Annotated in this window: 28 protein-coding genes and 1 pseudogene; 26 read left to right on the top strand and 3 right to left on the bottom strand. The window is 36.5% G+C overall.

The features are described from left to right. Positions 1-72 precede the first annotated feature (72 nt). The 9 genes and pseudogenes from ACI48O_RS14200 to ACI48O_RS14160 all read left to right on the top strand — a co-directional run bounded on the left by ACI48O_RS14200 (position 73) and on the right by ACI48O_RS14160 (position 5,006). Positions 73-609 (top strand): DUF6143 family protein, encoded by a 537-nt coding sequence (locus ACI48O_RS14200; protein WP_435562483.1) that lies wholly within the window; start codon positions 73-75, stop codon positions 607-609. Between the two features lie 306 nt (positions 610-915). After that, positions 916-1,128 carry an RNA polymerase sigma factor gene (locus ACI48O_RS14195; protein WP_435562482.1) on the top strand — a complete coding sequence of 71 codons (213 nt, stop codon included), beginning with the start codon at positions 916-918 and terminating at the stop codon, positions 1,126-1,128. After that, positions 1,129-1,251: an RNA polymerase sigma factor gene (locus ACI48O_RS14190; RefSeq protein ID WP_435562481.1), complete on the top strand. Its 123-nt coding sequence runs from the start codon at positions 1,129-1,131 to the stop codon at positions 1,249-1,251. It begins immediately after the preceding gene. Positions 1,252-1,278: 27 nt separating this feature from the next. After that, a pseudogene (locus ACI48O_RS14185) lies at positions 1,279-1,377 on the top strand (sigma factor-like helix-turn-helix DNA-binding protein); the annotation flags it as partial. 297 nt (positions 1,378-1,674) lie between these two features. Beyond that, on the top strand, positions 1,675-1,860 hold the full coding sequence (locus tag ACI48O_RS14180) for a hypothetical protein (RefSeq protein WP_435562480.1): 186 nt from the start codon (positions 1,675-1,677) through the stop codon (positions 1,858-1,860). 170 nt (positions 1,861-2,030) lie between these two features. After that, positions 2,031-2,228, top strand: coding sequence for a hypothetical protein (locus ACI48O_RS14175; protein ID WP_435562479.1), 198 nt, complete (start codon positions 2,031-2,033; stop codon positions 2,226-2,228). Between the two features lie 91 nt (positions 2,229-2,319). Next, entirely contained in the window at positions 2,320-2,583 is a 264-nt protein-coding gene (locus ACI48O_RS14170) for a hypothetical protein (RefSeq protein WP_435562478.1), read from the top strand. Positions 2,584-2,827: 244 nt separating this feature from the next. After that, positions 2,828-3,730 carry a radical SAM protein gene (locus ACI48O_RS14165; RefSeq protein WP_435562477.1) on the top strand — a complete coding sequence of 301 codons (903 nt, stop codon included), beginning with the start codon at positions 2,828-2,830 and terminating at the stop codon, positions 3,728-3,730. Between the two features lie 16 nt (positions 3,731-3,746). Then, entirely contained in the window at positions 3,747-5,006 is a 1,260-nt protein-coding gene (locus tag ACI48O_RS14160; protein ID WP_435562476.1) for a coproporphyrinogen-III oxidase family protein, read from the top strand. Between the two features lie 123 nt (positions 5,007-5,129). Here the strand turns inward: ACI48O_RS14160 and ACI48O_RS14155 are convergent, their stop codons facing one another. Next, complete coding sequence (locus ACI48O_RS14155; RefSeq protein WP_435562475.1) at positions 5,130-5,756, bottom strand: hypothetical protein; 627 nt, start codon at positions 5,754-5,756, stop codon at positions 5,130-5,132. Then, the gene (locus tag ACI48O_RS14150) at positions 5,749-6,357 is read right to left on the bottom strand and encodes a hypothetical protein (protein ID WP_435562474.1); all 609 of its coding nucleotides are present in this window, start codon (positions 6,355-6,357) and stop codon (positions 5,749-5,751) included. The genes ACI48O_RS14155 and ACI48O_RS14150 overlap by 8 nt, the downstream gene beginning before the upstream one ends. Positions 6,358-6,567: 210 nt before the next feature. Here ACI48O_RS14150 and ACI48O_RS14145 point away from each other — a divergent pair, with 210 nt between their 5' ends. The 13 genes from ACI48O_RS14145 (at position 6,568) to ACI48O_RS14085 (ending at position 17,679) form a co-directional block, all read left to right on the top strand. Further along, a complete protein-coding gene (locus ACI48O_RS14145) occupies positions 6,568-6,915 on the top strand; it encodes a PadR family transcriptional regulator (RefSeq protein ID WP_435562473.1) in 348 nt (115 codons plus the stop codon). Next, complete coding sequence (locus ACI48O_RS14140; RefSeq protein WP_435562472.1) at positions 6,896-7,534, top strand: HAAS signaling domain-containing protein; 639 nt, start codon at positions 6,896-6,898, stop codon at positions 7,532-7,534. Before ACI48O_RS14145 ends, ACI48O_RS14140 begins: the two co-directional genes overlap by 20 nt. Before the next feature lie 68 nt (positions 7,535-7,602). Beyond that, positions 7,603-9,063, top strand: a complete 1,461-nt coding sequence (locus tag ACI48O_RS14135) for a DUF4153 domain-containing protein (RefSeq protein ID WP_435562471.1) — start codon at positions 7,603-7,605, stop codon at positions 9,061-9,063. 325 nt (positions 9,064-9,388) lie between these two features. Further along, on the top strand, positions 9,389-11,875 hold the full coding sequence (locus tag ACI48O_RS14130) for an ABC transporter permease (RefSeq protein ID WP_435562470.1): 2,487 nt from the start codon (positions 9,389-9,391) through the stop codon (positions 11,873-11,875). A 15-nt stretch (positions 11,876-11,890) separates the two neighbouring features. Further along, positions 11,891-12,580: an ABC transporter ATP-binding protein gene (locus ACI48O_RS14125; RefSeq protein WP_435562469.1), complete on the top strand. Its 690-nt coding sequence runs from the start codon at positions 11,891-11,893 to the stop codon at positions 12,578-12,580. Between the two features lie 46 nt (positions 12,581-12,626). Continuing rightward, positions 12,627-12,890 carry a hypothetical protein gene (locus tag ACI48O_RS14120; RefSeq protein ID WP_435562468.1) on the top strand — a complete coding sequence of 88 codons (264 nt, stop codon included), beginning with the start codon at positions 12,627-12,629 and terminating at the stop codon, positions 12,888-12,890. Between the two features lie 1,001 nt (positions 12,891-13,891). Beyond that, complete coding sequence (locus ACI48O_RS14115; RefSeq protein WP_435562467.1) at positions 13,892-14,116, top strand: YozE family protein; 225 nt, start codon at positions 13,892-13,894, stop codon at positions 14,114-14,116. 173 nt (positions 14,117-14,289) lie between these two features. After that, positions 14,290-14,985, top strand: a complete 696-nt coding sequence (locus ACI48O_RS14110; RefSeq protein ID WP_435562466.1) for a hypothetical protein — start codon at positions 14,290-14,292, stop codon at positions 14,983-14,985. Between the two features lie 78 nt (positions 14,986-15,063). Next, entirely contained in the window at positions 15,064-15,237 is a 174-nt protein-coding gene (locus ACI48O_RS14105) for a YozD family protein (protein WP_435562465.1), read from the top strand. A 138-nt stretch (positions 15,238-15,375) separates the two neighbouring features. Next, positions 15,376-15,552, top strand: a complete 177-nt coding sequence (locus ACI48O_RS14100) for a hypothetical protein (protein ID WP_435562464.1) — start codon at positions 15,376-15,378, stop codon at positions 15,550-15,552. Between the two features lie 30 nt (positions 15,553-15,582). Then, positions 15,583-16,389, top strand: a complete 807-nt coding sequence (locus tag ACI48O_RS14095) for a serine/threonine protein kinase (protein ID WP_435562463.1) — start codon at positions 15,583-15,585, stop codon at positions 16,387-16,389. Positions 16,390-16,395: 6 nt separating this feature from the next. Then, complete coding sequence (locus tag ACI48O_RS14090; RefSeq protein ID WP_435562462.1) at positions 16,396-17,166, top strand: sporulation protein; 771 nt, start codon at positions 16,396-16,398, stop codon at positions 17,164-17,166. A gap of 204 nt (positions 17,167-17,370) precedes the next feature. Next, positions 17,371-17,679, top strand: coding sequence for a YodL domain-containing protein (locus ACI48O_RS14085; RefSeq protein ID WP_435562461.1), 309 nt, complete (start codon positions 17,371-17,373; stop codon positions 17,677-17,679). Between the two features lie 69 nt (positions 17,680-17,748). Here the strand turns inward: ACI48O_RS14085 and ACI48O_RS14080 are convergent, their stop codons facing one another. Beyond that, on the bottom strand, positions 17,749-17,880 hold the full coding sequence (locus ACI48O_RS14080) for a hypothetical protein (RefSeq protein WP_435562460.1): 132 nt from the start codon (positions 17,878-17,880) through the stop codon (positions 17,749-17,751). A gap of 214 nt (positions 17,881-18,094) precedes the next feature. On the opposite strand from ACI48O_RS14080, the gene deoD reads away from it, so the two are divergent. The 4 genes from deoD (at position 18,095) to ACI48O_RS14060 (ending at position 22,624) form a co-directional block, all read left to right on the top strand. Beyond that, complete coding sequence (gene deoD / locus ACI48O_RS14075) at positions 18,095-18,802, top strand: purine-nucleoside phosphorylase (RefSeq protein ID WP_435562459.1); 708 nt, start codon at positions 18,095-18,097, stop codon at positions 18,800-18,802. A gap of 149 nt (positions 18,803-18,951) precedes the next feature. Next, on the top strand, positions 18,952-19,803 hold the full coding sequence (locus tag ACI48O_RS14070; protein ID WP_435562458.1) for a M15 family metallopeptidase: 852 nt from the start codon (positions 18,952-18,954) through the stop codon (positions 19,801-19,803). A gap of 256 nt (positions 19,804-20,059) precedes the next feature. Then, positions 20,060-21,460 (top strand): lmo1851 family serine protease, encoded by a 1,401-nt coding sequence (locus tag ACI48O_RS14065; protein WP_472850876.1) that lies wholly within the window; start codon positions 20,060-20,062, stop codon positions 21,458-21,460. A gap of 324 nt (positions 21,461-21,784) precedes the next feature. Further along, positions 21,785-22,624, top strand: coding sequence for a hypothetical protein (locus ACI48O_RS14060; protein WP_435562456.1), 840 nt, complete (start codon positions 21,785-21,787; stop codon positions 22,622-22,624). Positions 22,625-22,981 lie beyond the last annotated feature (357 nt).

The following is a 22,981-nucleotide window of genomic DNA, read 5'->3' as shown; positions in this document are numbered from 1 at the left end:
GATAATGCATTCCATTTTGAGCTTGGCTCATCGTACTAATACTTTAGAAAAACTATAGAAAGGAGTGAAGTTTTGCCATTGGAGAATAATGAACACTATAGTAAAACTGTTAATGTACCTAACCCCTTGTATCAATCCTTGCAGGGAAGATATTTTGTTGGACAAACGGAACACATTCTTTTTGGAAATGGAAAAAATGGGTGGGGAGGCTTAGTGAATCCGTATAAATCTGATGTCAATTTATTTGTAAATGCGTTTACGATAACCAATCATTCCAATCAACCGTTTGAAGCTGAAATTTGGTTTAATCCCATTCCTCCAGGAAAGGCAATGATTTCGAATAATGTGACACCCGCAAACACAGCCCTTACACCCCTTCCAAAGCCCAAAGTAAAAATTGCATATGCTGAATTAGTTCAAGGATTTCCAAGAAGCGGGATAATGGCATTTAGGCGGATAGTACCACCCCAAAGTACTTTAGTAAGTGATGAAGATGGGAAATTTATCTTTCCACCTAGCGGGTCATTTATTATTTTTTTAGTTTCACCAAATAATGAAATCATTGAGGCGGAAGTTGCGTTCGGCTGGTTTGAAAAAAGAAGGAAATAGGTTAACATAACAATAAACTGAAACACAAACTGTTTGGAAACGATAACTATTGCTTGTTAATGAAGAGTCGGTCGTCAAAAGACGATCTATTTTTTTGGCGAAAAAAGGATACCAAGAACTCCCGAACTTAGGAGTGAATACCCGACTTTGAAAAAATATTCTGGGATTCTATCCAAAATTTTTTGTTTATATGAAATTATTTATACTCATATTCGTTATATGAAATTATTTATACTCATATTCGTTATATAAAATGAAATTACTTAAACGAGACATGCGCATGGTCTTTTTAGTCAGGGGGTCACTATGCAAGAGGAAATAGAGTGGATCCAAGAGGTCCTTACCGGGAACAAGCAAGCCTATGAAAAAATTATTAATAAATATAAAGATCAGTTATATGCCACGATTTTACGCATGACCAAAAACCCACAGGATGCACAAGATTTAGTTCAGGATGCCTTTATTAAGGTCTATCATCAGTTGGAAAAATATAATCGACAAGGGGCTTTTTCTAGTTGAATGTATCGAGTTGCGATCAATCATTGTATGGATGTATTTCGTAAGAAGCAATACAAATTGAAACAAGTAGAAATAAGTGAAGAATTCGCTCCAAATCCGAATCATCCTGAGGTTATTTTTTAAAAAAAAGAAAAGCAGCGGCAGTTAGAGAAATTAATTGCCACTTTACCAGAGGACGAGCGCATCATCATCTTGCTGCGCTATGTTAATGAGTTAAGTTATGAAGTAATCAGTGAGCTGTTGAACTAAATACTTAGGTGTTGGTTGGTAACAAAGGAAAATCGTATGAAACCTATCCAAGCAGCGAAATACTGGATGGAAAAGATCAACATGGACGCTATAAGTCTAAATATCGGATTCGATCCTATGATCTCAACGAAGTACCTGAGGAACTGACGTTAAGATTGCTATCGGAAACGCGCTATTATGAAGTGAAAAACAAGTGGCGGGTACGAATTAATTAATAGAGTTCTATGTTAAAAGGGCCATTGAAATAAACAAAATTGGAATTATGTGGTAAAACGATTAATGAGGGAGGTAGATGAAGTGAAAATAAACTTATATCCTTTTCGGTTGGCAATCCTTTTAATAGTAATTTTTGGTGGCACATTTACTTTAAGATATTTTAAAACCGGCGAACTTTTATTAGACCAATTAATAGGGGGTTTTGTAGGTTTAGCTCTGCTTTTATTTGCTTTCTACAGGAGAAAAATGAATAAAACATCATATTAAATACCCTTTTTGTAGGTAGAAGTTAAAAGTGATAGCTGCTTCGGCAGCTTTTTTGCTTGTTCCATTTACAGAGTGAGTTTTGTTAATGAAGCAATACACAAAGAGTTTTATTACCTTAGCAGAGAGTAAGCTCATTTTGTTGAATATATCAGCTTAAGGAGTTGGAAAATATGGGGTTTGTAGGGGTACTTCCAGTTTTATTAGTTCTAGGTGTTAGTGTATTTATAATTTACTACTTGCCATTTTTAGCTAAGGATTCAAAAAAGATAACTGACTCAACAGAAGAAATTAAACAAAGTCTTAAAACAATTATTAGTCAAAACGAAGAAATTATAAAACTTTTACGAGAGCAAAAAAATAGAGAATAGTACTGAGACTTCTTCCACTAATGGAGCAGTAATGTTAAAAAATGAGTCGGTACTAGGAAGTGATAATTTGTTGGATTAATGGAGGGATTGTATGAAGGAAAAGGAGCGAAGACTATTTTTTAATATGTTTATCGGCTCAATTGGTTTGTTACTCATTGCAATAGTAGCTATGGGGCATCTTGTAGAAGAATTCAATAGTGGTGGTTATCTAATGATAGTTTTTGGTTTTATATTAACAATGAACTATATCAACTACCTTGAAGAAAAAGCAGGAATAAGTAAAAAATTGACTTGGGCTAGAGCTTCAATATCAATAGTCTTATTATTTGTAGTTTCATATTTCTTATATTTTTAGTTATTTAATAATCGGCGCTAGAGTTGAAGATCCAGTTGCCATTTAGGCGACTTTCTTATCAAGCCATGTGGAATGCGGAATCATAAAGTAAATTTGTGAAATTTAGAAACATAAGTAAGCATCCATTTTGGGTGCTTTTTCATACTGTTCATAAAATTTACCAAATTTTGAGTAGGCATATCATCCTTCATATCGAATAATTACGAAAATAGGACATAATAGCAAATTATATGTGAGGTTGAATATGAAACTAAAACACTTGTTAAAACTTGGGGCTTTTGGAATAAGCACTGTACTGTTTCATAGAAAAAAACCAATACTGGGAACGATTATTGTTACGGACAAATGTAATTTGCATTGTAAGCATTGCTCGGTAAATAATCTTACTGCGGTGGTACATCCCTATGAAAATATAAAAAAGGAAATGGAACTATTGTATAAACAAGGGATTCGCATCCTTTTCTTTTGCGGTGGAGAAACCTTTTTGTGGAGCAGTGAAAATAAAACTTTGCGTGACTTAGTCATAGAAGCAAAAAAAATGGGATTTTATATTGTTAATGTCGTTACGAATGGAACCCAAAAGCTAGATTTGCCTGAAGCAGACTTAATTCTACTGAGTCTTGACGGTGACAGAGAGCATCATAACATCATTCGTGGCAATACCTACGATATCATTATGAAAAATATTGATGAAGCGACCTCTGATAATATCTGCTTTTATATGGCAATCAACAAGATCAACAAAGGCTGCATCCAACATGTTTGTGATGTTGCCAAGAACAAGGCAAAGGTCAAAGCTGTATCCTTTAATTTTCATACTCCGTATCCCGACACGGTTGACTTGGCATTGAGCGTTGATGAAAAGCGGCGTTGCTGTGAAGAAATAAGCGAACTTATCGATAGGGGATATCCTGTTTTCAACTTGAAGTCCGCCTTTCATTATATCGTCCACAATAAGTTTCCGACCCCCTGTTACCAATGTGTGGTGATGGAAAACGGAAAGCTTTCCATCTGCGGAAGATGTATTGATGTTCCAGGACTCTGTGAAAAGTGTGGGTATTTCTTTGCGGCAGAATACACACTTATATTTAATGGAAAAATCAAGGTAACAATAGATATGCTGAAGACATACCTGCGATATATTTAAAGAAAAGGGGAAAAAGATGAGTGTATTAACAAAAGCAACAAGAGCATGGCTGACAAGATCGTTTAGACCCTTTCATTTTACCGATACATATGAAAACACGTTGAATTATCAGAATACAAAAAAACTAGGATTATATGTACATATTCCGTTTTGCAGATCCCTTTGCGATTTTTGTCCTTATTGCAAGGTTAAATACAATAAAAGTCTGAGCGATGCATATATTGAAGCGTTGCTGAAAGAAATTGAAATGGTGGGAAGTACTGTAGGAGTAAATAAAAAGCAAGTGACAAGCCTTTACTTTGGTGGTGGCACCCCTGCACTTCTGGCACATGACATAAAACAGATTATCCAGCAGATTGATAGATATTTTGTCATCACGGAAGGAATAGGGATAGAACTGCACCCTCGTGACGTAACGGAAGAGAAGCTGACCGTGCTTAAAGCTGCCGGTGTTACAAAAATCAGTATTGGAATTCAATCCTTTCAACCTGAATATTTAAATCTTCTCGGCAGAGATGAATTTGATTACAGCAGAATGTTTAAGGCGTTAGCAAAGGTTCATTTCGAAACGGTTTCAATGGATTTTATCTTTGCATTACCAAACCAGACAATTGAAATCTTAAAAGAGGATATTGAAACCGCTTTTGATAATGGCGCGAATCATATTGCTATTTATCCATTTATCGATTTCACTTTTACAGACCGAAAGTTTAAAAAAATGACAAACAAAGAAAAGAAAAAGCTATTGTATGAAATCGTGGAGCATTGCCAGGAAAAAGGATATGTACGTGATTCTATTTGGACGTTTTCAAAGCACGGAACATCACAGTATTCCTCGATGACCAGGGAAAATTTCCTTGGATTTGGCTGCTCTGCTACAACCCTTCTTGAAGACCAGTTTAAAATAAATACTTTCGATCTCGACGAGTATCAAAAAAGGATCAATAATGGTCAGTTGCCTACCGCTTTAAAACTGAAATTTTCGCGCAGGCAAAGAATGGTATATTACCTGTTTTGGACTGCGTATTCAATGAAGGTTGATCCAATTGATTTCCAATCGTTTTTCGGTGAGAGTTTGGAACATAATTACAGGTTTGAATTATGGCTTGCCAGATTATTAGGCTTTGTTAAGAAGGAAAACAATCAATATGTCATGACAACAAAAGGATCCTACTACTATCATTATTATGAGAACTTTTACACACTTTCCTACATCGACAGTTTATGGCACCTGATGAAAAATGAGTCTTTTCCGAAGGAGCTAATAATAAAATAAAACATTTAGATTTTAGTGGTTAGTCACCATGAGTAAAACCCATGACAGAAATAAAATGTCATGGGTCTTTTATTATTGATAAAACAACCATTAACGATTGTGACTCGGACTAAAGTAAATGCATTATTTAAAACTTTTCCCTATGATGATCTTGATACCAATCTCGTAGAAAGGATACATATCATCTAGTTCCATAATATGTGTTTGAATTGGAACGCCATACATTAAAGCGATTAATTGACACACTAATTCATTATATCGAGAAGGGGGAATAGATTTTATTTCCGAAAGATAGTAGGTTAAAACCTGATGCAAGTTGAGTGGGTCTACCTTTTGATCAAATGCTTCTTGATTAAATAAGTAATATTCATAAGGTGAAAGTTCAATAGCGTCTGGTTTCTCGGTAAGCTTACTATAATAATGGATGAGCGATACCATAATTTTTTTTCCAAGCTCACCATCTTCACAAATGGATTGAAATACAGTATATAATCCTTCTTCACCTTGATACCTTTTACAGTGGATCTCAAAGCTTCTGTCATAAAGCCACTTACTTACAAAGTAATCCAAAACTTGTTCCTTGTAATGAAAGTATTTAAAAAAAGTCACTTTCGTAGTATTGATGTTCGAACACAATTCTTCAACGGTTATATCATTAAGATTTTTTATTTTCAGCAGACGAAGCATTTCCTCAAGTATCGATACCTTCAAAAGTGCCGCTTTTTTTTCTCTAATCCCAAAACTATCCACGAATTTGCTCCTTTTTCGTTCTATTTCTAATCCAGGTTACACAGCTTATGATAAAAATAATGAACGATATTATATAAAATATTGAAGTCGACATGCTTTTAATGATGGTAAAAATATCTGCAACATAGACTACCATTTTTGGTACTGCCGATTGATATGAAAGCATTACGAATATCATCATGTTTTCCATGTAATCAAATAACATAGCGATCAATGGGAGAGTTAATGTGGCTTTTGAAAAAGGTGAAAATAAATATAAATCTGATTTATTCTTAACCTTATTATAGAGACGAATCAGCAAAATGAAGGTACACAATCCAGTTATGCCGTTTAGGATAGGAAATAAAATATCCAATGGTAATTGAACGTGCGTATACAGTTTATAACCTTTTTCTGATAGCTGCGATAGAAATTTATATGCATCCTCATAAGTATAACCTAAAGGCTTCATATCAAAGATCAAAAGCCCACCAGCCTCATCGCTTATTCTGGGAATAGTATAGGTCTGCATGATGATATAAATAGTTTGAGACAGGATTAGAAATAGTAGCCATACCTTAAAAGTTATTTTTTCAAGATTTTTAGCCAGGTTGTTTTTCATGTAATCCTCCTCTCTGAAATTTACTTAACTTAAGTAAATAAATTAACTTTAGTTAATCTAATTTTAAAAGGAAGATGATCCTAAGTCAATAGTGATTTTTCTCAGCTTTTTTGTTTAGATCATCAGAAGTAGGGTACTAAAGATACTTTACATTGGAATACAAAAGATATAGAATATCTATGTACCTAATAATTCTAGGTAGGTGAAGAAATGTTTAATCGTGAACTAGTAAAAGGGAGTACATCGCTCATTCTCCTCCAATTGTTAAATGAACGGGATATGTATGGCTATGAATTGGTGAAGGAATTAGAGCAGCGTAGTGACAATGGTTTAAGTGTGAAAGAAGGTACTCTTTATCCGGCCCTTCATAAGCTTGAAAAGCAGGAGTATATCGAATGCTATTGGCAGGAACAGGAAAAAGGCCCTGCTCGTAAATATTATCGAATTACCAATGCTGGAAAAGAAGTGCTAAATGAAAAAACCAAAGAGTGGCAGGATTTTGTGAAAGTGATGAACAAAGTGATTGGGAGACCGAAGCATGGAACTGCCGAAGAATAGATTTTTAGCTGAACTGGCAAAAGGACTCAAAAATCATCATGATAAAAATCAAATTTTGTTAGAATATGAAACACATATTGATGAGATCATCATGGAAGCCATTGATTGCAATAATGAAGCGGAGCTAATGGAGAGAATTACTACTCGGCTCGGTACACCAGAGGAGATCGCCCAATTATGGGACGATGAACTCTCTGTTACTCCCAGTAAAATGAAATGGCTTTTTATCATTATCAATATCCTCTTCTTCGGAGGAGGCAGCTTGTTAACTTTAGTACATAATCTTTACGAATGGAAATGGATGTCTACCATTTGGAATCATTTGACCAAGATCCCTATTATTATAGCGATTGTATATATGTTCTTCTGGACGTTATTAGGCTATGAAATTGGCAAAGGATTTGGTCATGGCGGGAGAAAGCTGCTGAATAAAACATTTTTTGCAGCATTAATCCCGAACCTGACTCTCATGGTTCTAACCGTTTTAGAAATTGTCCCGCACTCATGGTTTGCCCCTTTATTGACGAGAACTTTTATTATTGCTTGTATCTTATTTACGATCATCTTATATCCAGTCACATGGGTAGGCTATCGGTGGGGGAAGAAAGCTTCAATATAGCCCCTTTTTTCACCTATATACCTAGCAAATCTATATATATAGAATATCTATTATGGAGTGTGAAACAAATGGAAATCAAACTGAACAAACTAGATTGGGTATTTTTATTACTTTGTTTCGTACTTGGAATTGCGGCCGAGGAATCTTTTTTTCGAGATATGATCGGTATTTCGTATCTTGTGTTTATTTTCCTCTTTTATGCTGTATTCTATTGGCGCTTTCGTGGCTTTACTTGTTCCCATCAGCGTTTTGGGTATCTCGTCCTTATTTGTATTTGGTTGCTGGCAATTAGCTATTCTATTCACATCAATCAACTATTTTACGCATTGAATGTATTAATCATTCCGGCTTTAGTGATTTTTCACCTTGTCCTAGTCACAAGTCAAAAAAGCTTGCCATGGAGCAAACCGGTATTTATTCAGTATCTTTTCTTAAAGCTGCTTGCAACATTCAAATACAATATTGGGTTCATGGCAGTTCTTGGAAAACTTTTCAAACAGGGAGTAAATGAGGATAAATATGTGATCTGGAAAAAGATTTCAATCGGGTTATTGATCTCCATCCCTGTTCTTTATGTAGTCTTAACTCTGCTCATGTCAGCAGATTCACAGTTTGAAAGAATGATGGGTGAAATTCCTCAGCTATTCCAGATCGTTGATGCGGAAGATATTATGAGGATGATCGTCGTATTGATTTTTACCTTTGCTTTCTTTGGCCTACTGCAGGTTTTGTTTAATAAACAAATAAAGGCGATCATTCAAAAAGAATATAGCCAATCATTCAAAATAGATGCGATTATCAGTATTACCGTACTCGTTTTAATCAATGCCCTATATCTGCTTTTTACATTCGTTCAATTTAAATACTTCTTTAGCGGTACCTTACATGGTGACTTTACCTATGCTGAGTATGCAAGAAAAGGATTTTTCGAGTTGCTATTTGTCACGATGATTAACCTGTCAATCACGGTATTAGTCCTAAACTTTGTTGATACTTCAGCAAGCTTGATGAAACGATTGACCCAAATCCTGCTTACTGCCCTCGTCCTGTCAAGTGGGGTTATGTTAAGCTCGGCCTTCATGCGCTTAAGCATGTATGAAGAAGCCTACGGGTTTACTTTTATTCGTTTCATGGCCTTCTCCTTTATGCTTTTTCTCGCAGTTATCTACTTGTATACGTTGTTTAAAATTTGGATTGAAAAGCTTTCTCTTTTTCATTTCTATTTCATTAGTTCGTTACTCTATTATACGGGTATGAATTTGATTGATGTTGAAAAAATCGTCGTCACTAAAAATATCGAACGATATGAGCAAACGGGTAAAATTGATCCAGTCTATTTAAACAGCTTATCCTATTCTGGAGTTCTCGGATTAATGGAGCTATATGAGAAAAACAGCGAGATTCCAGGAGTAAAAGAATTACTGCAGGAAAGAAAAAACAACCTTTCTAATGAAAGTGTCAGCTGGCAATCTTACAATTTGAAAAGAGAGCTGGCAATTAAAAAACTGCAAAAGTTAGAAATTAAATAAAATAAAGGGCACGAATTGCGAAGATCAAGTATGGACTAATCTCATGCTTGGTCTTTTTTTATTTCTTTAAAAATTTGCCTGATGCAGTATGCAAAATATTCAAATACTTGTAACAATTCAATTAATAACAGCCGAAATATTATGATACTATGTACACGATTGGCTATTTTAGTCTTCTCTTCTAGGTGAATTGTTTTGGAGATAAAGAAAAGGGAATGAAGAAACGTTTATTTGACAGTGACTCCGTAAGTTTGTAAAGGAACAAATAACATTACAGAAATGTAAAAATATGTGGCTTTACAATAAAAGAAAGAAGGAGTATAGGATGAATGTTTTTAGTAAGTATTTGTTAAAATCAATGACGGAGAAAAAAGGAAGAACACTGCTTCTTTTGATTTCTATCGCCATTAGTGCTGCACTATTAGTTGCCTCATTAGGTTCGATTAAGGCATTGCTTAGTACTTTGTCGGCACAGGTGAAAGGAAACTTAGGCGAATTTAACATACAAATATCTGCAAGTAGGAACGTAGATGTCCCCCTGTTTGATCCAAACAGCATTAAAGATTCAGATATTAAGAAAAGCTTTAAGGAAATAGATTTTGGAGGCTACATAAGTAGTGATAGTGAGAAGGAGTTTAGAATAGCAGGAACAACTCTTTCAGATTTTAATAATTTTGGTACGATGCGTTTAATAAAAAAAGGTGATTTAGAGCCGTTTACAGGTCGGAAGTTAATTATTTCCCAAAATGCTAGTAAAAAGCTAAATGTTAAACTTGGGGACGAATTAAAATTAACGATTTTAGGCAAGGAAGCTAGCTATAAAATAGTTGGAATTTCAACCAATAAAGGCTTATTTTTTGGTGAAAAAGAGAAGCAATTCAATTTTGTGACTCCACAGGAAAATATTTTTTCGATATATGGTGTCAAAAATAAATATAGTGTGATGTTAGCTTCCGTGAGTAGTAAAGACCTCGGTGCCTGGATAAAAAATTTTAATGAAAAAAATAAGGGAAATAACATCGTTGCATCACAAACCTATGATGAAAAATCTTTAGAACAACAATTAAATATGATTCGGATGCCCTTATTTTTCATGCTCGGTATCGTTCTGATCATGACAACTTTTATCATATATAGTTCCTTTAAGCTGATTATCATTGAAAGATTGTCGGTAATCGGAGTATTTTTAAGTCAAGGAGCTACTAAAGGTGGAATCATCAAAATCTTATTGAGAGAAAGCTTGGCTTATGGGGTAATAGGCGGAATCATCGGTGATTTAATCGGAGCAGGTCTTACCGTTTTGATATCCTTTTTTGCTAACCCATTAAAAGAGTATGGTGTGGAAGCTACAACAGAATTTTATATTCCTTATTTTGTAATAGGTTTTATATTTGCTGTTGTTTTATCCGCAGCATCAACGTTAGTACCAATATTATCAATAAGAAAGCTTCCTGTTAAGGATGTAATCTTAAATACTATAAGCACCACCAACAAGATATCGATAAGAAGTTTCATAGTAGGAATTGTGTTCATTGTCATAACGATCATACTTCATTTTATAGGAGGAAGATTTAATTATGTAACTTCTTTGCCGGCAATACTCTTGGGTTTTATCGGAATTATTGTCGTCATTCCTAAATTAGTAGACATCCTATGTTATCCTTTGGTTCGAGCGCTAAGAAATGTCAGCGGATTATCGATGATTTCTTTTAACAATGTTAGGACATCTCGTGTGTTGATAAACAATATTAGACTCATTGTCGTTTCGGTTATTGCCATTGTGATGATCACTTCATTAAGTGTTTCAATAACGGAAGTCGTACAAGGTGCTTATGATGGAATGAACTTTGATGTGATGGTCAGTGGGAATTCAAATTTTTCAAAGAATATTGATGAAATCATTAATGGATATGAGGATGCAGATACGATTCATGCAAATGGTATGATTATGACGAACTTAGATGGAGATAGCACGAAGAGTCTAACTTTGGTTTATATAGAGCCGGAAAAATATAAGACATTTGAAAATTATACCGTGTTCAAGGATAAGGTAAAACAGTTAGATGAGCTTAAAAGTCATGAGGATGGAATTATTATCTCAAAGCAAATGTCTTTAAGATATAACATAAAACAAGGAGATACGATCACTCTTTCAACAGATGATAAGAAGGAAACCTTCAAAGTGTTATCGATCTTTAATGCGAAAATGATGGATAACGGCAACTATAACCTTATCTCCTCACAGGCAGCTTTAAAACATTTTGATGTTAAATATTCTAGTCAGTATTTTATTTCGACAAAAGTTCCGGCAAAACAAGCGGAAAAAGCGCTCGAAAAGAAACTGAAAGGCTTAGGTGTCAGTATTATTACTAAAGCTGAAATGGCAAAAAACAATAAAGAAAACAATAAGATAATGACCAATGTTCTGGGGATTTTCTCTTATATTACGATGGTAATCGGGGCCTTTGGAATTATTGGAAATGTTTCGATCAGCTTTATCCAAAGGAAAAAGGATATTGCAGTGATCAGTTCTGCCGGACTCAGCAGGGCTGGAAGAGGATACATGATCATGCTAGAAAGTGTATTCCAAGCGTTAATAGGAATTGTCATATCCTTGCTGGCTGCATGGGGAATAAACGTATGCCTTGAGGATGTCTTCAAACTCTTAACGATCGATCTTAAGTTGAGATTTCCATACGAATCAGTTGGGACAATCGTTATTGCGGTGCTGGCTTTAATGATTCTTACCTCTTTATCAACATTGTTTAAGAGTAAGAAGCTTCAGATCGTACAGGAATTAAAGTATGAATAAAAGGGGGGATTTAAAGTGGTGGCAGCCATTGAGGTAGATCATTTATATAAATCTTTTAAGTTGGGAACGGAATCGGTAGAGGTCTTGAAGGATTTAAATTTTTCAATTGAAAAGGGCGAGTTTATTTCGATTATGGGACCATCGGGCTGTGGAAAATCAACTTTGCTCTATTTATTAGGCGGACTCGACAATCCTACTAGCGGTCATGTTTTGCTGGATGGGAAAGATTATGCAAACATGAAAGAAAAAGAGAAAAGTAAAATGAGAAGAACGGAGATGGGCTTTGTTTTTCAGTTTTATAATTTAGTGCCAAATCTAAATGTCGAGGATAATATCCTTCTTCCCATCCTTTTGGATGGAAAAAAGCCAAAAGTTTATGAAAAAGAACTGAAGAAAATCCTTGATATTATCGGTATGAGTTCAAGACAAAAGCATACTCCAAGAGAGCTTTCGGGAGGACAACAGCAAAAAGTAGCGATCGCAAGGGCCTTGTTATTCAATCCTGAAATCATTTTTGCTGATGAGCCGATTGGTAATCTTGATTCTAAGTCAGGAATGGAAATAATGAAATTATTTAAGACGATTAATAGCGAGTTTGGTAAAACCATCATTCAGGTCACGCATTCAAAGGAAGCAGCAGCGTATGGATCAAGAGTATTGAATTTAAAAGACGGGGAAATTGTCAAGGATGATTTAACTGCATAGGTAAACTTAGTATTTGGTTACATACACCGTGATGGAAGGCGAATAAATGAAAGCAAAAACAGAAATAGGTCAACTACTTGCAGGTAAAACATACTTTACTGTACTTGCAATAGGAAACTTCAGTTTTAAAAGAACGACTGGTATTTCCCCTGTTTTGTATTTTTCAGCTACATCAGTATTAGCTTTTATCGTTTTTCTAATTCTAAGAAGGTTTAGAGAAAGACAATTTATGAAAAAACCTGGTCCGCCTTATCTTTGGGCTATTTGTGGAGTAATTTTTGTTAGTGGGTCGTTTCTTTATTTCCTTTAGTTGTTATTAGAGAGAAAGAAAGAAAGAAAGAAAGAATGCTGGTTTATATTTCGGGTAACTCAATGTTGCAAGGAAGAGAGTAGTCGAGTTTGTGACTACTCTTTTCTGTTTTTAGGATATTATTACTGGCTTGTAAGGGATCTGTTTATTTCAAGTTTGATTGGGACTGAGATGGTTTAACATAGGATTGAGTGGTAACGATCAAGTGGTGATATTGCCCGAAAGCGCCCAAAAAGAGCCAAGACGGGAACAATCAAGGCGTGAACGTGCCCGGAAGCGCCCGAAAAGAGCCAAGACGGGAACAATCTGAGCGTGAATGTGCCCGGAAGCGCCCAAAAAGCGCCAAGACTGGAACGATCAGAGCGTGAATGTGCCCGAAAGCACCCAAAAAGAGTCAAGACGGGAACAATCAGAGCGTGAATGTGCCCGGAAGCACCCAAAAAGAGTCAAGACGGGAACGATCAGAGCGTGAATGTGCCCGGAAGCACCCAAAAAGAGTCAAGCCGGGAACAATCAGAGCGTGAATGTGCCCGGAAGCGCCCGAAAAGCGCGAAGACGGGAACAATCAAGGCGTGAACGTGCCCGGAAGCGCCCGAAAAGAGCCAAGACGGGAACAATCAGAGCGTGAATGTGCCTGGAAGCGCCCAAAAAGCGCCAAGACTGGAACATTCAGAGCGTGAATGTGCCCGAAAGCACCCAAAAAGAGTCAAGACGGGAACAATTAGAGCGTGAATGTGCCCGGAAGCGCCCGAAAAGCGCCAAGACGGGAACAATCAGAGCATGAGCGTGCCCGTGCCCGTGCCCGTGCCCGAAACCAATCAAAAAAGCACCAAGGCGGTAACATTCAAGTTGCGAAAGTCCCCAGCAAGCGCCCAAAACATACAAAACCGCTAAAGAGTGGACGGAGCATAAGGTTTTCGTTTATAGTAGTTTTTAAAGCTCAAAATACATTTATTTTATAAAAACATACAAGACTTGAATAAAGACAGGAAGGCGTAGCGATGGCAAAATCATTTTATCATTTCTTGATGAAATACAGACATCCTGAGCCAAAGGATGCGATCAGTCACTTTGCAAACCATGCCTATAGTGACCACAGTTTTCCAAAAGGCTCATCAGACTATCATGAAATAAGCATATATTTGGAATTAAACGGACATTATCTTCAAAGTATGTCAACTTTCGATGAAGTATGGGAAATTTATAGTATGACCGAAGAGGGGTAGGCAGCAGTCTATCCCTCTTTACTTTTATATAAAGGCTACAAGCTGCACAATGACCTACAACCCAGCTTGTTTTTATTCCGACACTCCACTTCTTTTAGGGTGCCTTTTTAATTTAAGGTGCATATAATAATGTAAATATTTTTCACGGCTCAGCACCTGAGAGGATGGAGGAAATGGATAAACGGAAAAAACCAAAGTACAAAATCGGTGATACAGTCGTGATCACAATATATGGAACAGTAGGCAAAATTACAGATGTAAAATGGCTAGATGGCATGTATGTGTATGAAATCGATAACAGTGAAGGGTTATTCTTTGAAACGAAGCTGGAATTACTGTCCGAGTATAAAGGCGACATTATGGAAAAGGAACAAATAGATATTGAGTATCGGTTCTTTTTCGGAGACTTAGTTCAAGTGAAGGGCTATGGAGCAGAATTATTTAAAGTGGTTGGATTTCGGACTGAAATTTGGCGCTATAAGGACAATGCCTGGGAAGATGTGATTTATGAATTGGCGAGAATTAAGGATGGGGAATGGTTAGAGGCGGGCGAAGAAGAGCTAATATTAGTGGCAGATGCCGAAAGTGCGGATATGTTTATAAAAAAGCTCGGTCTGCTTTATTTGGCAAACAAACCACAAGCGCTCCTCAATCTACCTGAACCAAAAAACCCGATTCGAAAAAGAGAGCGGGAAGAGTTGAATAACACAATGGATAAGAAAGAATATATTGATTTCCTATTGGATGTATATAATGATTATCGTTTGTTATATGATTTGTTCCACGACGATGAATATCGGAAGGTCATGCAGGTTGTTTTGAAAAAATTAACATCAGTGGTTAATGGAGACGAAATTAATCACTCCTAAATTTATTTGGACTTTATTTATTTTACAGGGTATGAAAAAAGAAAGTCGCTCATACATTCCTATAAAGGGGGCGATACTGTGAGAGAAATTGAAGTATTCATTGATACGGAAGAAATTGCAGAATTTTTCTTTCAGGAGTTGTTAAAACGGGGATACGTTCCCGCAGAGGATGAGCTGGAGGAGCTAGCGGATATAACCTTCGAGTACTTAGTAGAAAAGTGTATTATCGATGAGGAAGTTTCTGAAGATTAATATAGATATAAAGATGACGGGTTGAGACTCGTCATTTTTTGTGGGAGTTTATGAAAAAAATAAATAAGCATTGAATGGACGAAACCTTTTGATTTCGATATCGTATAATTAAGGAAAGAAAATAAGGAGGTTTTAAAAATGCTTAAGAAGCTTTTGAAAGCCATTTTTAAAGAAGCTGTTGGTAAGAAACATCATTATTCAAGTGATGCATGGAAAAAGGGGTATAAGCATAGCAGTCATTCTCATTACGGACATCGTCACTATAAGAAAAAACATCGGAGCCATTCCGTGTTTAGTAGTTTTTTTAGCAGCTAAAATACCGCTTGTTGAAATGGACGGAGTAACATGCTGAAACCAATCGTGCTCATGATCTCGAATATAGTAGAAAAACCATTACATAGTGGTGAAAAGATAGTAAATCGTTATGAGATTATTCGGCACCTGGGTAGTGGAAGTTATGGGCACAGCTATTTAGTCCTCGACTCCAATACCCAAAGTCAGGTTGTTCTAAAGGCACTAAGATGGCATAAACGAATTACAAATAGCGGCCGAATCGGGTTTCAGAAGGAAATCAACATGTTAAAGGAAATTCATCATCCCAGCTTCCCGGCATACTTGGAAAGTGGGTATGTTGGTAAAATCCCCTTTTTTACGATGGAATATATTGATGGAAAAACCTTTGAACAGCTTATCTTTAACGATGACAAACAATTCGGAGAGCGTGAAGCCTTTACATTGGGGTACGAGCTGCTTGAGATTATCGACAGCTTGCAACAAGCCAATATTGTTCATCGTGATATACGAATTCCAAATATTATGTGGGACGGCAAGACAATAAAAGTAATCGATTTAGGCTTAGCAAGACGAGTCTCGGAGAAAGAATCGATAAAATACACAAAAATCAGCCATCCCCGAAAACAAATTGACGTAAAAAGTGATTTTTATGGTCTTGGGCATTTTTTATTATTTTTACTATACTCCAATTTTTCTCCATCTGAAGATGGGAAAGAAAGAAGTTGGGAAGAAGAATTATCGATATCAGGGCAAGGAAAACGGGTCCTTCGGAAACTGCTGCAAATCGACCCTCCATATGAAGTATGTGATGAACTGAAACTAGATATTCAAAAAATAATTTCCAGTGAGGAAGGATGAGGTAGAATGTCTTTTTTTAATAAGGTTTTTGCAAGTATTGGAATTGGCTCAGCAACTGTGGATACAAAATTGGCAAGTGACACATTGGTGCCAGGCGAAGAGATTAAAGGGATTGTTGAAATCCGTGGCGGGAATATTGAGCAACAAATTGATGAGATTTACTTGACTTTAAATACTAGTTATTTAAAGGAATCGGATGAAAAGAAATACTCCGTCAATGCGACGATTGATCAGGTTCGGTTAAATGAGCCATTAGTAATTAAACCTCAAGAGACAAAACAAATTCCATTCTCTTTTACTATTCCAATTGATACACCCATTTCACTGGGAAGAACGAAAATTTGGGTAGCGACTGGGTTAGACATTAAGAATGCTGTAGACCCAACAGATAAAGACTATATAAAAGTCATCCCTACTCCATTAATGGAAGGGGTCATTAATGCTGTGAATGATTTAGGGTTCCGTCTTCGTGAGGCCGAGTGTGAGGAAGCTCCGTATCGCCTGCGGAAAAGACTTCCGTTTGTTCAAGAATTTGAATTTGTTCCGATTACATCGCCATTTAGAGGGAAGTTAGATGAGCTGGAGGTCGTGTTCTTTCCACGTTCGAGCTCAGAAACGGATGTTTATCTTCAAGTGGATCGCAAGGCGCGTGGGCTAGGAGGATTTTTAGCAGAAGCGCTGGAAATGGATGAAAGTCACATTCATTTTACCGTAACGACAGCTGATTTACCTTTACTCCGCGAAAAATTAGCGGAAACAATACAAAGATATTCATAAAAATGTGTCAGGAGTGGAGTTTTTCCACTCCTTTTTTTTGTAAAAAAACAAAAGTTCTATGTAAGCGACAAAAAAACAGGAAATCTGATGAAGGATTCGACAAACCTGATGTTTAATTAGTAGTAAAATAAATTTATTAGAATTTTGAAATAATTTAAGTGAATGTCGGTTATTGGAAAAAACTACAATTAGGGGGAGTCGAACATGATAATGGAATTAGTAGGGAAGCGTAAGAAAAAATTTGATGTAACCCTTTATCAAACTCCAGTATTCAGACAGAAAAAAGGTTACGAAGAAGTTTATCGAATTTTAGTTGAAGAGAATAATCATAAGGAATGCCTAGACAGTATATTTAAAACATTTAATGTGAATGACCTAATCCCAAATGATTACAGCGGAAGATACGTTGGAACAGGCGATATTATTTCAATTGATGAAGGGAAGGGCGCGCAAGCCTTTTATCAATTACAGCCAGGCGGCTGGATGAAAATTAATCGGATACGTTTAAGATAAGAAGAGGAAAGCAAAAGGGCTTTCCTCTTCTTCTTTTTTGCTATGTTACTAAGGCAATTAATCAGGTGCCTATTGTTTATTTTTTCTGTTTCCGGCACTGTACTCTTTTGCGTGTGCTTCTTGTTCAGCAATGATTGCTTCCGGTGGAATATGATTATTTTTCTTTGGAGAATTAATTCGATTACGATGTTTTTTGCCCACTTTTTATTCCTCCTATAACCTATTATTTAAATATCTCTATCCATTTATATCCAACATTCTGCATGATAAATGCCACTTATGGAAAGCTAGTCTTAGCTTCTCCAATTTCATTTTAATCATGAATCATTCTGAGAGTTTTTCAGCACAGACTTAATATGGTATAGTTTGAATGTTAACGAAAACATTAGTCTTTTGAAGAATGGAGGAAAAAATTTTGAGTATCCATATTGCTGCAAAAGAAAACGAAATTGCCGAAACGGTTTTATTACCAGGTGACCCACTTCGAGCAAAATATATTGCTGAAACTTTTTTAGAAAATGCCAAATGTTATAATGAAGTCCGTAATATGTTTGGATATACAGGTACATATAAGGGGAAACCAGTATCGGTCCAGGGGACTGGGATGGGAGTCCCTTCAATCTCCATATATATAACAGAATTAATGCAGAGCTATAATGTTCAAAAGTTAATTCGCGTTGGTACATGTGGAGCGATCCAAAAGGATGTTAAGGTTCGCGATGTTATCCTTGCGATGAGTGCGTCAACGGATTCACAAATGAACCGAATTACTTTTGGAGGAGTCGATTATGCTCCAACAGCAGACTTTGACCTGCTAAAAAAAGCCTATGATGCAGGTGTTGAAAAGGGACTGAATTTGAAGGTTGGAAACGTGTTTACAGCAGACCTTTTCTACAATGATAATGCCGAGCATGAAAAATGGGCCAAGTACCAAATTTTAGCGATCGAAATGGAATCCGCAGCCCTTTATACTTTAGCCGCAAAATTTGGCCGCAAGGCTTTATCTGTATTAACTGTAAGTGACCATATTCTTACAGGGGAAGAAACCTCTGCAGAAGAAAGACAAACAACTTTTAACGAAATGATCGAAGTGGCGCTTGAAGCAGCGATAAATGAAAAATAGTAGTATATTCAAGGCACCTGAATTTTTCAGGTGCCTTTTTTCTAAGGAAAACCCTTTGTGTTTTGTAGTATTTTGTGGTTTTTTCGTTACATTAACTCGTTTCGTGGTAAAATATGATGTATTGTAACAAATAAGGATAGGTGGACATAATGAAAAGATTGTATTTACAGCTTGGATTAAGCTTAATCCTTTTATCCGGGTGCAGTCAGTTTAATTCGTACGTTAAAAAGGTACCTTTTATTAATGACAACGATCAAAACGGGTCCGAACAGATAAAGGAAACGGAAAAGAAATCTCAACCTAAAAACACTGACAATCCATCGTCAAATGAAAAGGATCCGACATTAAATAACGAAATGTCACTTGAAGCAGGATATTTTAATCAAATCGAACAAGTCAACGGAAAAAATATCATTAAAAATCCATTGAATGTCTTAGCATTAGTTAACAAGCAATATGCCTTACCAGACGGGTACCTTCCTAACGATTTGGTAAGACCAAATGTAATGTTTTCCTTTGGAAATCAAGATATTGAAAAGAGCTATATGCGCAAGGAAGCTGCACAGGCACTTGAGAAAATGTTTCTTGATGCACAGAGTTCAGGCTTAACCTTGCAGGCAGTTTCCGGGTATCGTTCCTTTGAACGTCAAGTTGCATTATTTGATGCAGAAGTAAGTCGTGTTGGCAGGGATTTGGCAGTCCAAGCAGTGGCAGTTCCTGGGAATAGCGAACACCAAACGGGTCTTGCAATGGACATCTCAAGTGAAAGTGCAAACCTTAATCTTTCCGAACAATTTGAGTCTACGGAAGAGGGGAAATGGTTAGCTGCCAATGCCCATCGCTTTGGGTTTATTCTCAGGTATCCAAAAGGGAAGGAAGCTATTACAGGTTACCAATATGAGCCTTGGCATTTCCGTTATGTTGGAGAAAAAGCGGCCAAGCTAATATTTAAAAAAAACATGACTTTGGAAGAGTATTTTGAAGTTGTAAAAAAAATCTAACAAATTTTCATTATAATGGTGAAAAAAAAACGACAATTACAATATCAAGGTGTGGGAATTAATAGAATTTCTTTGTTAAAATGTTGAAAAAAATGTTATTCTAAACATCAGGAAAATCTCTATCCAGTTCTTCAACGGGATAATGAAAGTGGTGAAAGGTTTGGAACAAGAAAATTTAGAACAAGAACATCCAGAACAACCAGCACAACCAGAACTTCAAGAACAACAAAAAAATGATACTGCTGGTTTTATTCGAATGAAAAAATTCCATTTTGCGATGTTGTTATTACTCCTTGTGTTTTTAACAGCAGGAATCACAACTTTTGCTTTGGCTTTTGGTGAGGAAAAAGTTGTTACCGTTGGAACTGAAAGACAGGAATTTGATAAACTTTATTCTGTCTTTGATACGATCAAACAAGATTATTTTCAAGATATTAAAGATACAAAGTTAATTAACGGAGCCATTGATGGAATGATTGCTTCCTTAGATGATCCGTACTCTGACTATATGAACGAAGAAGAAGCAAATAGCTTCCACCAAAGTATTTCCTCCTCGTTTGAAGGAATCGGGGCGGAAATTCAAGAGCAAGAAGGCCATATTGTCATTGTGACACCATTAAAGGGTTCACCTGCTGAAAGGGCAGGATTAAAGCCAAATGATAAAGTCATTACTGTTGACGGAAAAAGCTTACAAGGAATGAGTTCAACCGAAGCAGTTACACTTATTCGCGGTAAGAAAGGAACAACGGTTGAGTTAGCCATTATGCGTGCAGGAATGGAAGAACCAATGACCGTGTCCATTGTCCGCGATACGATTCCAATTGAAACAGTGCACGGAAAAATGCTTGAGGAAGGCATTGCACAAATTCAAATTACTTCTTTCTCGCAAAACACTACACAAGAACTTGTGGATGTGTTAAATGATTTGGAAGGCCAAGGAATGAAAGGTCTGATCCTTGATTTAAGACAAAATCCAGGTGGTTTATTGGATCAGGCGATTAATATTTCAAGTCTTTTTGTCCCGAATGGAAAGGTTATTTTCAAAGTAGAAGACCGTGATGGGACAATTAAAGAATACAAATCAAATAATAAAGGAAATTCATCCATTCCTCTTGTTGTCGTGATAGATAAAGGCAGTGCGAGTGCCTCAGAGATTTTTGCAGCAGCTGCAAGTGAATCTGCAGGAGTACCGCTTGTCGGTGAAAAGTCATTCGGAAAAGGAACGGTTCAAAGAGCGCAGGACTTCCCGGATGGTTCCAATATTAAATTTACGACAGAAAAATGGTTGACGCCAAAAGGAAACTGGATTCACAAAAAAGGTGTTAAACCAGACTATGAGGTCGCATTACCAGACTACGCTTCATTACAGATGATCAATCCTGATAAAGAATATAAAGTTTCATCTTCATCAAACGAAGTTAAATCGGCCCAACAGATGTTAAAAGCACTTGGTTATGATCCAGGCCGAGAAGATGGTTTCTTCGATCAAAACACGGAAAAGGCAATCATTGCTTTCCAAAACGCAGAAAAAATCGAAGCGAATGGAATTCTTTCCGGGAAAACAACGATGATGCTAATGGAGCGCTTAAGAGATCATATTGAAAAAAATGATACGCAAATCTTAAAAGCAATAGAAGTATTAAAAACTAAAATGTAAGAACAAAAGCGGAAGCGCCCGGGTAGCGACGTATGGACTGGAGCTCATCGACTGAGATAAAGGAAACACGAAGAGCGGAAGCGATTCGATGTTGACTTATCGTAGGGAGGTGGGCGAAGTCCACTAGGCGCTGGGCGCTGGAGCTGGACGTGTCTTATGTGGTAATAATTATACACAGCATTTAAATCTATATTTCATAAACCATGTGAAAAACCTCTTTTCGAAGAGGTTTTTTCTTTCTGTCTTTTCTGAATGATTTCCACTCTGAAAGGAAAAACTTAAATATCGATTGATAAGAAAATTACTGAAACCGAGTGGAGAAACATGACTACAAAATGGATTGCGATTTGGGTTACCCTTTTTTTGCTTTCTACAGATTTTAGCCTTTTTTCTAAGACTGGGAAAGCAGCAAAACCGATGGATATGCCATCTTGGGAAAAGGTAAATATAATCCTCCCTAAATATAGCAAATTTACTGTAATTGATACGGAAACCAGAATGAAATTTCGTGTTCAAAGACGAGCAGGAAGCAGGCACGCTGATGTTCAGCCCCTTACAAGTCATGACACAAAAATTATGAAAAAAATTTATAATGGTAAATGGAGCTGGAGGCGGCGTTCGATCATAGTTCAAAATGGTAAAGTGAAAATTCCAGGCTCGATGCATGGAATGCCGCATGGGGCCGGAGCATTAAAAAATAATTTTCCCGGTCATTTTTGTATCCATTTTTATGGAAGTACTACGCATCGAACCAATCATATGGATCTTTCCCATAAATTAATGATCCTTAAAGCTGCAGGAAGGCTTGAAAGTCATTTGGCAGGACCCGATCCATATGAAGTGGTTAATGCCTATATTGCAGGATTGAAGGAGAAGGATCGAACGATAGTTTCTGTTGTATCAATGCAACCAGCAAATTGGACTGATCTTTTTCGCGTCATTGAGGCAGTTCGAATAAGTCATATGACAGTGCTGCCGATTGAAGACGTAAGTCAAGAATTAAACCTTTCGATTCCAGTTCAAGTTGATTGGTTTATTAAAGGGGTAGGTGCAAAAAAGTTTCGGGGAAATATAGAGCTTATTCGAGTTTCTCATACTGACCCGTGGAAGATAGATACTTTATCTTTTCTAGAAAAGAATGAATTAATGGAACAGCTACAATAAGCTTTGAAATTAACGATTAATAGCGCATGATAATCATTAATTTGCAGGAGGACAATGAATGATGTACTCCTGCATTTTGATTGCAATTATTAGGTAGCGGACATACGTTCCGCTATTTTTTCGAAAAGTGTTGTTTTGATAAGCTAAGCGGACGACAGATCCGTTATTTGATAAAAAATGGGCATTATTCAGTGGTTTTTATATAAATAAGGGATTCTGTGTCCGCTTAAGTCTAGAAAAGGGGTTATTTTATCAAAATAAGTTATCATGAACAAAACTGGCTCCTTATCGTAAATTCGTAGGTTAACTTGGTTAGGCTGTTTAATGGAAAAACAAATAACCAAATCAGAGCTACAT

Source organism: Neobacillus terrisolis, assembly GCF_051233475.1.
Taxonomy (GTDB): domain Bacteria; phylum Bacillota; class Bacilli; order Bacillales; family Cytobacillaceae; genus Bacillus_BU.
This window is presented reverse-complemented; position numbering and strand designations above follow the sequence as displayed.